The sequence below is a fragment of the Paracraurococcus lichenis genome, from assembly GCF_030657435.1.
In the GTDB taxonomy this organism is placed as follows: domain Bacteria; phylum Pseudomonadota; class Alphaproteobacteria; order Acetobacterales; family Acetobacteraceae; genus Paracraurococcus; species Paracraurococcus lichenis.
The window spans coordinates 1-9,092 of sequence record NZ_JAUTWS010000128.1 but is presented as its reverse complement, the minus strand read 5'-3'; the positions used below and the strand labels follow the sequence as shown (position 1 = coordinate 9,092).

Sequence of the window (9,092 nt, the reverse complement as noted above, 5' to 3'; positions counted from 1 at the left end):
CCTGCGGGTCCACCGGGCAAAGCGGGTCGCTGCCTGGGTGAAGGCCAACACCGGGCGGATCGAGTTGTTCTATCGTCCGCCCTACGCGCCGGAGCACAATCCGGACGAGTTCCTCAACAACGATGTCAAGCAGGCCATCGCGCGGCAGCCGGTGCCCAGGGACAAGGTTTCCCTCAAGGCCAGCCTCACCTCCCACATGCGGCGCCTGCAACGCCGCCCCGCAAAGGTGCGGACCTTCTTCCAGGCCGCCACCGTCCGCTACGCCGCGTAAATCAGAGCGCTACCTATTTGATGGCCGGCTTAGTAAGTCGTAGCAACCTCATCCGCCACTGTTGCCGGTCGACAAGACCGCATCACGCAAGGTGCCGCGGGCCGGGCGTTACTCCGGCGGCTATCTCGTGGGGCATCTATGGTGGCCATCCCCGAGAGCTTCACCCAGCGCCATTGCGCTGCGCGCGGCGAGCCAGCCTACCAGGTCCGAAAGCTAGCCGCATGTTCCGTTGTCGTCCTCCAGCGTCTTGCTACAGCCGAGTTGGGCGGGAAGCCGACCTGCAGCGAAGGCACCGCTGGGCTTGGACCTGGTGCCGGCACTGCGCGCCATGCCCCCCGGCTTGCTTCGCGCCGCTACTCCTGCGGCGGCAGCGAGCGCAGGTAGGCGACCAGCGCGCGCTGGTCCTCGGGCGTCATCCGTGCCCAGACCGGCGCGCGGCCGGCCATCGGTGGCGCAAGGCGACGCCCGTCCGCCGACACGCCGCGCGTGATCGCGCCGAGGATCTGCTCGTCCGTCCAGCGGCCGATGCCGTTTTCGGGATGGCTGCTGATGTTGCGCGCCTGTACGGCGCCCCAGGGGCCTTCGAGCACCAGGCCGGGGGCACCCCGCCGCTGCGGGTCGGCACGCCCCTCGGCGAGCTGGGCGGAGTGGCAGTCCATGCAGTGCGCGAGGTTCACCGCGATGTAGCGCCCTCGTGCCACGGGATCCTCGTCAGGCGGCTCCGGCACGGAGGCGACCGGCGGCCCGGCAAGGGCGGGCATGAAAGGGTAACGTGACCGCTCCGCGACGGCGTGGCGCACGGGCGGGACGGTACGCAGCCAGGCCACCAGCGCGCCGAGGTCGCGGTCGGCGATGCCACGGTAGCTCTCCACCGGCATGGGCGGACCGATCGGCGCGCCGTCGGGGCGGTGCCCGTCCCGGACCGCGGCGGCGATCTGCGCATCCGTCCAGCCGCCGATGCCGGTCTCGCGGTCCTGGGTGATGTTCGGCGCGACGGCGCGGAAGCCGCGCTCCGCGAAGACGCGCCCGCCCGCGAGCGCCATGCCCGGCACAGGTTGCATGCCGGGCCCGAAGGTGTTGTGGCAGGCGCCGCAGGCCGCGACGACCTCGCCGAGGTAGCGGCCGCGCCCCAGCAGTTCGGATCCGGCGGTCGGCTGGGCGGAGGCCGAACCGGCCGCGATGCACGCCGCCAGGGCCACGACGGCTTGGAGCCTGACCAACATCGTTGAACCTCCCTTGAGCTGCCTGCCTCCAGCGGTCACGACACCACCCGTCCCGTGACCGGACGGCAAGGTCGCGGGCGGAGCACTGCTGCCCTGAAATGATCCTGGCGTCTGGCGCTGTTCCACATCAAGCATCCAGTGCGGCGGCGATTACCCTGCGACCGTGAGCGTCGAGAGCTGATCGGTGTCGAAGCGCCGCCGCAGGGCCGCCAGGGCCTCCGGATCCGGCCGCCCCTGGGCGGTGAGTCGGGACAGTTCCTTGAAGTAGTCCTCATGACCGGGGGGCGACACCGTCATCAGTAGCCGCGCCGGCGCGTCGCCGGGGTTGCGGATGTCATGTGGGACGCCGGGCGGGATGAAGACGTAGGCCCCGCGCCGGGCCGTCACCAGGCGGTCCCCGACTTGCCATTCGCAGGCCCCGTCAAGGACGTAGAAGGTCTCCTCCTGGACGCGGTGGACGTGCAGGCCGGTGGCGAAGCGCGGCGGCACCATCCAATCGAACATACAGGCGTGGCGGGACTCTCGGGCGGTTATCAGGACGGCCATGGGGTGGCCCGCCACCGTCAGCCGAGGCGCCTCGTCCGGCAGGTGGATCACGGGGGCTGCGTTCATCGGTTGGCTCCTCTCGCCGGCCGGTGTGGCGGCCCGCCCTGGAGAGCGCAGCCTGGCGCGAGCATGCGCCTGGGTCGTGAAGACGGTCCGAAAAACTTGCAAAAGATCGGTTTTCTGACCGAATCCCGGCATGGCGCCATTGCTAGGCCTCGGGCCATTCCGAATCGATACCGAGACGAAGCTGCTGTTGCACGGCGACACGCCGGTGGCCCTCGGCCCGCGCGCGATCGCCGTGCTGCAGACCCTTGTGGCCCGCGCCGGCTCCGCCGTCTCAAAGGAGGAGTTGTTCCGCGCCGCCTGGCCGGGCTTGGCGGTCGAGGACAGCAACCTCACGGTCCAGATCGCTGCGCTGCGCCGGGCTCTGGCCGATGGTGAGAGCGGCACCCGCTGGATCGAGACCCTGCCGCGGCGCGGCTACCGCTATGTCGGGCCGGTCGGCGACGGGCTGGCCGCCGCGCCGACCGCGCCTGCACTGCCGGACCGGCCCTCGGTCGCGGTACTCCCCTTCCGCAATCTCAGCGGCGATCCGACGCAGGACTACTTCTGTGATGGCATGGCTGAGGACATCACCTGCGGCCTGTCGCGCATCAAATGGCTGTTCGTCACCGCGCGCGGCTCCGGCGCCGTCTACCGCAGCCCTGAGACCGATCCGTGCAAGGCCGGGCGCGAGCTCGGCGTGCGCTACCTGCTGCTGGGCAGCCTGCGCAAGGACGCCCGGCGCGTTCGCGTCGCCCTGCGGCTGGTGGAGAGCGAGGCCGGCGGTCTGGTCTGGGCCGAGACCTACGACCGGCCCCTGGAAGACCTGTTCACGCTGCAGGACGATATTGCGATGTCGGTAGTGGGCGCGATTGAGCCCAACCTCCGCCAGGCCGAGGTCGAGCGCGTCCGGCGCCTCCGGCCCGAGAGCCTCGACGCCTACGACCTCGTGCTGCGGGCGCAGCCCAACGTCTTCACCGGCATGCCGGCCGAGTCGTCGCGCGCCCTCGACCTGCTGGGGCGGGCACTGGAACTCGAGCCGCGCTACGGGCTGGCGCATGCCTTCGCGGCGATGTGCCACCACAACCTGTTCCTCCGCGCGGGCCTCTCAGAGACGTATCGCGCGGCCTCGATCCGGCACGCGGAGGAGGCGATCACGCATGGGCGCGACGACGCCCTCGCGCTGACCTTCGCGGGCTTCTCCTTGGCCATGGACGCGCACGACCGCCGCGCCGGGTCCGCTGTCTTCGAGGCGGCGCTGGCGGTCAGCCCGTCCTCCGCTGTGACCTACATTCTCGGCGGGGTGGTGCACGGCTGGGCGGGGGACGCGGGGCGGGCCATCACCTGGGGCGAGTGCGCGCTGCGGCTCAGCCCCTTCGACCCCTGGGCCTTCGCCGCCCATCATGCGCTGGCGCTCGGCCATTTCGTCGAAGGCCGGGCCGAGGCGGCGGCCACCGCCGCCTACAAGGGTGTCCACGCAAACCCGGGGCACAGCATCTCGCACATGATCCTCGCGGCGACGCTGGCGCGGCTCGGCAGTCTCGACGCGGCCCGCGCCGCAGCGGAGCGCGTGATGGCGCTTCAGCCCGTGTTCCGGTTCAGCCGGCAGCTGGCAGGTGTTGATTGCGCGCCAGAACTGGCCGCGGCGCTCGGCAAGGCGCTACGCGCCTGCGGACTGCCGGAGTGACGCCGACCCTCAATCCCATCGGGCGAGGCAAGCGGCGTGTCGTGCAATCCCCGCGGCGCTGGGCGGTTGTCCCGTCGGCTGCGGGACATCGTGATCCAAGCACCGATCCAGTGAGGCAGTCTCCCGGACGGGCGGGCCGGTGCGGATGTCGGCTTCGGGTCGACCTCGGCCATGCTAGCTACTGACGCTTCGAAAATGTGCGGCAGGTATGACCGCAACAGGGGCTGAAGGCGGATCCAGGCTTCTCATGGCCATGAACCCATCGCCGTATCACCGGACCGCCTCGGTTTCATCGCCCGCGGCAACAACGCCCGGCCGCAGTGGATCGTAGGCTGTGAGGTCGAGTTCCGGCGCCTCATCCAGCACCAGTTGCGCCAGGAGACGCCCGGCGTAGGGGCCGATGGTCAGGCCCGACGCACCCAGGCCGTTGCCGATGACCAGCCCGTCCAGTCCCGCAACTCGCCCCAGCATCGGCTTCAGGTCCGGACCCACCGGTCGGAAGCCGATGCGAGTCTCCAGCAGGGTGGCCGAGCCGAGCCCGGGCGCAACGGCCAGGGCCTCGTTCAGGACCTCCGCCTGGCCCGCTGCCGTGACCCGGTAGTCGAAGCCGGAGCCGGTCTCGCGCGTGGCCCCGACCACCACCCGGGAGCCACCGAAGGCCAGCAGATAGTGACTGCTGTGGGGCAACACGACCGGCCAGGCCTCGGTATCGATGCCTTCGAGGCGCAGATGAGTGATCTGCCCGCGCTGCGGCGCGACCCTGAGGGAGATGCCCACGGGCTTCAGCACCTCCGGCGCCCAGGCCCCGGCCGCGACGATCACGCAGTCGGCCGCGATCTCCTCGGCGTCGATCCGGATCCCGGTCACCCGACCGTCGCGGACCGGCAGCCCAGCCATGCCGCTGTGGAATCGCGCGCCGCGGCGCTCTGCCGCTCGACGCAGTGCGGCAGCGAGCAGCCGCCCATCGACGCGGGCAGCCCCGCTGACATGCACCGCGGCAAGATCCGGGTGCAGCGGTGGGAACAGGGCGCGGGCCTCCCTGGGTGCGAGCTGCGTCACCTCGCCGGCCTCGGAAGCCAAGGCCGCGCGGGCCCGCATCGCCTGCTCGATCTGGTCGAGTTCTCTTCTGTTCGCCGCGACGGAGAGGGCGCCGACCCGCCGATAGCCGGTTTCGGCCTCGCCCGCCTCGGCGAGGTGCTGGATCAGGGTGGGGTAGTAGCGCGCACCGGCATCGGCGATGCGGCGCCAGTCCGGATCGACACGGCCCGAGGACCAGGGCGAGACGATGCCGGCCCCGGCCGCGGTGGCCTGCCCGGGATGGGCCCGGTCGGTCACGACCACCTCGGCGCCAGCCAGGGTCAAATGGAAAGCAGTACTGGCGCCGAGCACGCCGGCGCCGGTGACGGCAACGCGCATGGCTCTGCTCCCTTTGGCTGCCAGTTAGGCTACCTCTGTCTCCCAACCGATCGCGCGCCGCAGAAAGGCGGATCCCAGGGCGGCGAAGCTGGCCACCTCCGCATTGTCCTTGCCGTAGCCATGGCCGCCGGCCGGCGGCTCGTAGAACAGGGCCGGGTAGCCCAGGGCCTGCAGCTTCGCCGCCATCTTGCGGGCATGACCGGGATGCACCCGATCGTCGCGTCGCGTCGTCGCCAGCAGGATGGGCGGGTAGCGCCGCCCTGGCTCGGCCACGTGGTAGGCCGAGAGGTGCTGCAGGAAGTCCCAGTCGTCTGGCTTCTCCGGATCACCGTACTCGGCGATCCAGCTCGCCCCGGCCAGCAGGCGGCTGTAGCGGCGCATGTCGATCAGCGGGATGGTGCAGAACAGCGCCCCGAACCGCTCGGGGTAGCGGGTCAGCATGTTGGCGATCAGCAAGCCGCCGTTCGAGCCGCCCTCGGCCGCAATGCGACCCGGCCGGGTCACGCCGCGTCGTACCAGGTCGGCCGCGACCGCGGCGAAGTCGTCATGTGACAACCGTTTGCTCGCGCGCCGGCCGGCCTCGTGCCAGGGTGTGCCGAACTCCCCGCCGCCGCGGAGATTGGCGACCACCGTCGTCCCGCCGCGCTCGAGCCAGAGCTTGCCCTGGACGGCCTGGTAGTAGGGCAGGCTCGGCACCCGGAAGCCGCCGTAGCCGGTCATGTAGACCGGGGCCTCGCCGCTGCTCTCCGCCGCCGGGCCGGTCTGGGTGTAGGGAATGCGCGTGCCGTCGATCGACACCGCCTCGTGCCGCGTCACGACCAGCCCGGTGGCGTCGAAGGTAGGGGAGGACTGCTTCAGCAGCGCCGGCGCCGTCAGTGCCACGTCGGTCAGCATCAGGCGCACCGGCGTAATCGGGTCCTGCGCCTGGGCCAGCAGGCTGCCGTCGCTCTCCTCGCGCCGCGCATCCAGCGGCCAGACGCTGGCGACGCCAGTGCGCGGCAGGCCCGGCAGCTCGGCCGCCGTCCAGCCGGCCTCGCCGGGCATCAGGACGTGGAAGACCGGCTGCAGTTCGTCCAGCACTGACACGACCAGCCGGCCGCTGCACCAGAAGAAGCTCTGCAATGCCCGGCGCTCGGCTGGGGTGAAGAGCACCTCGTAGCGCGCCTCCCCGGCCAGCACCTCCTCCAGCCTGGCGCCGAGCAGCGTGTCCGGCGCGTAGGTGACGCCACCGACCGTCCACGGACTGCGCGGCCGCACCGCCACCCAGTCCCGCTGCCAAGTGTATTCCGCGTCCAATGGCAGGGGGACGCGCTGGCGCGGGCCGTCACGGTCGCCGACATGGACCGCGGCCTCATAGAAGGCGATGCGGTCGAAGTAGAGCACGCGGCCGGGCGTCTCTCGGTCGACCTGCACGCCAACACCCATGTGGCCCGGGTCGCAGGCGAAGAGCACCGGCGCGGCGGCCGGGTCCGTGCCGCGCGGCCAGCGCCGCACCGTGCGCGCGTAGCCGGAGGTCGTCGCCATACCCTCGCCCCAGGCGGAACTGAGCAGCAGCGTGTCGTCGTCCAGCCAGAGGGCGCCGCCCTTGGCCTCGGGCAGGGCGAAGCCGTCCGGCGCGAAGCGCCGTGCGACGAGGTCGTATTCCCGCAGCACGCAGGCATCGCCACCGCCGCGCGAGAGGTGCAGGATGGCGCGGTCGTTCCGGCCCGGCCGCGGCATGCCGCCCTGGAACACCCAGTCCTCGCCCTCGGCCTGCGCCAGGGCATCGAGATCGAGCAGCACCTCCCAGTCCGGCGCCTCGGTCTGGTAGCTCTCGAGGGTGGTGCGGCGCCAGAGGCCGCGCGGGTGCCCGGCATCCTGCCAGAAGTTGTAGAGCAGCCCGCCGACCCGGGTGACGAAGGGCAGCTTGTCCGGCCGGTCAAGCGCGGCCTTCACCGCGTCGCGGTCGGCCTCGTACCGCGCATCGGCCAGGCGGGCGAGGGTGGCAGCGTTCTGCCCGGCGACCCAGGCGAGGGCGCGCTCGCCCTCCACCTCCTCCAGCCAGAGCCAGGGATCGTCGTCGGGCGCGGCCAGGGTCGGACGCGGGTCGGCGGGACTGGACATGACCCCGCTATAGCCGGGTCGGCAGCCTTCTGGCGACGCGAACGTCCTTTATTCCGCAGCAGGACAGCGGTGTCGGGAGACACCGTTTGTTGGCGAGATGAAGCTAAAGTTCGTCGCCAGAGCCGAGTGGCCGGGCATTCGGTTTTCCAACCAGCGCGGGAGTTACCGCGCGGAAACCGGCCTTTTTCCTGGGTCCGGACCTTGGGACTAAATCGGCCAAGTCCCCAGGTTCGGAGATAGTCTGCCGTCCGGAGAGCGCTTCGGCCTCTCGTTGCGGTCCTGGACTCCCCAGGTCGCCGCGCAAACCCTGGCCCAACCTGCGCTTTCGCGCGGTTGTCGGCCAACCGGAGAGCGAGTTTGTGGGAAGGAATGGCGTGGCAAGAAGAACCGGGAGCGAACACTCTCTGCGTGGCGGGCAACGAAGAGGCGGCGCTTGACCGTCGGCCTTAGCGACGGGCCTTACTTTTTCTCGGCGCCCGCTTCGTGCGGTTGCGGATGTAGAGTGCTTTCGACGGTCCGGCGCCCTGAACCCGCTCCTCCACCTCGAACAGCGGCAGCGCCGCAACCAGGTCGCTGAGCTTGCCGTACCCATAGGTGCGCGCGTCGAACTCGGGCGACTGGCTGGCGATGTTACGGCCCACGGCGCCGAGCGACGCCCACCCCGTGTCGTCAGAGGCCGCCTCGACCGCCCCCCTGATCAGACTGACGAGCCGCGTGTCCGCCGCCAGGTCCTTCGCGGTCTCCTGCACAGGTGTCTCACGGCCCGGCGCTTCCGGTCCGAGGAGCTCGGTGAAGACGAACCGGTCGCAGGCGGCGACGAAGGGTCTCGGCGTTTTCCGCTCTCCGAAACCGATGACCAGCAGCCCGTCCTCGCGGATCCGGCGCGCCAGGCCGGTGAAGTCACTGTCGCTCGAGACGATGCAGAACCCGTCCAGCCGGCGCGAGTGCAGTAGGTCCATGGCGTCGATGATCATCGCGCTGTCAGTCGCGTTCTTGCCGACGGTGTAGCGGAACTGCTGCACCGGCTGGATCGAGTGATCCAGCAGGACCGCCTTCCACCCTGCCAGGTTCGGCGTCGTCCAGTCACCATAGGCACGCCTGACCCCGGCGACCCCGTACCTGGCGACTTCGGCAAGCAGTCCTTCGATCACCGACGGCCGGGCATTGTCTGCATCGATCAGCACGGCGAGCCGGGCGGAGTCGGACGTCACTTCGGCCATGTTCCGTGCTCCTGCGGTGCGATACGGGGTCAGCCAGCACGCCGGTGCGGCACGCCCGCGCGATGCACCCGGCCCCTCCTGGGCGCAGGCTCGGTGAGGCTGACAAGGAGCAGTTCCGTCAGCCCCAAGCCGATCAACATGCAGCGCACCGACACCGGTTCGTTCCGCGTGAGCAGGCCTGCCGCACAGTAGCCAGCGCCGATTGCGGCATCGATTGCGAGATGCCCACGCCTGGGAAGTAACCCCGCGTCGAGTTCATAATCTGTCGCAACGGAGTAGAGACTGTGCACCCTGTCGCTGCCGGTCAGCAATCCGCTGACTTGCGGGCTGAAGCCGAGGCGGGAGAGCGCCTCCACGCCGAGGACGGCCACGTAGTCGATGACGCCGTGGACAAGGGCGGGGATCATGGCAGCTCCTTCACCGCGCACGGACGGGCCGTCCTGCGGATGTCCACGGCAAACGGGACCCGAGGGCTGTTGTTCCGCGCCCGCTCCGCTTCCCCGGAAGTCTGGAGACAGATGAGGCGCTCGCGCCCACCGGCCGAAAACCCTCGGCAACATGCCGGTATTTGTCCGGGCCAGCGG

General features: G+C 70.6%; 8 protein-coding genes. 2 read left to right on the top strand and 6 right to left on the bottom strand.

The genetic code is table 11. The annotated features are described in order from the left end of the window. A partial coding sequence (locus tag Q7A36_RS36435) for a transposase (protein WP_305108703.1) occupies positions 1 to 271 on the top strand: 271 nt, incomplete at its 5' end. A gap of 353 nt (positions 272 to 624) precedes the next feature. Here Q7A36_RS36435 and Q7A36_RS36430 read toward each other — a convergent pair. Both Q7A36_RS36430 and Q7A36_RS36425 read right to left on the bottom strand, forming a co-directional pair. Further along, positions 625 to 1,494: a c-type cytochrome gene (locus tag Q7A36_RS36430; RefSeq protein ID WP_305108702.1), complete on the bottom strand. Its 870-nt coding sequence runs from the start codon at positions 1,492 to 1,494 to the stop codon at positions 625 to 627. 150 nt (positions 1,495 to 1,644) lie between these two features. Continuing rightward, a complete protein-coding gene (locus tag Q7A36_RS36425; protein WP_305108701.1) occupies positions 1,645 to 2,106 on the bottom strand; it encodes a cupin domain-containing protein in 462 nt (153 codons plus the stop codon). Positions 2,107 to 2,236: 130 nt separating this feature from the next. Between Q7A36_RS36425 and Q7A36_RS36420 the strand changes: the two genes are divergently transcribed. Next, positions 2,237 to 3,769, top strand: a complete 1,533-nt coding sequence (locus tag Q7A36_RS36420) for a winged helix-turn-helix domain-containing tetratricopeptide repeat protein (protein ID WP_305108700.1) — start codon at positions 2,237 to 2,239, stop codon at positions 3,767 to 3,769. 270 nt (positions 3,770 to 4,039) lie between these two features. Here the strand turns inward: Q7A36_RS36420 and Q7A36_RS36415 are convergent, their stop codons facing one another. From Q7A36_RS36415 to Q7A36_RS36400, 4 genes are all read right to left on the bottom strand, one after another. Continuing rightward, positions 4,040 to 5,185: an NAD(P)/FAD-dependent oxidoreductase gene (locus tag Q7A36_RS36415; protein WP_305108699.1), complete on the bottom strand. Its 1,146-nt coding sequence runs from the start codon at positions 5,183 to 5,185 to the stop codon at positions 4,040 to 4,042. A gap of 24 nt (positions 5,186 to 5,209) precedes the next feature. Then, a complete protein-coding gene (locus Q7A36_RS36410) occupies positions 5,210 to 7,288 on the bottom strand; it encodes a prolyl oligopeptidase family serine peptidase (RefSeq protein WP_305108698.1) in 2,079 nt (692 codons plus the stop codon). Positions 7,289 to 7,734: 446 nt separating this feature from the next. Beyond that, positions 7,735 to 8,508: an NYN domain-containing protein gene (locus Q7A36_RS36405; protein WP_305108697.1), complete on the bottom strand. Its 774-nt coding sequence runs from the start codon at positions 8,506 to 8,508 to the stop codon at positions 7,735 to 7,737. 29 nt (positions 8,509 to 8,537) lie between these two features. Then, complete coding sequence (locus tag Q7A36_RS36400) at positions 8,538 to 8,915, bottom strand: hypothetical protein (protein ID WP_305108696.1); 378 nt, start codon at positions 8,913 to 8,915, stop codon at positions 8,538 to 8,540. Positions 8,916 to 9,092 lie beyond the last annotated feature (177 nt).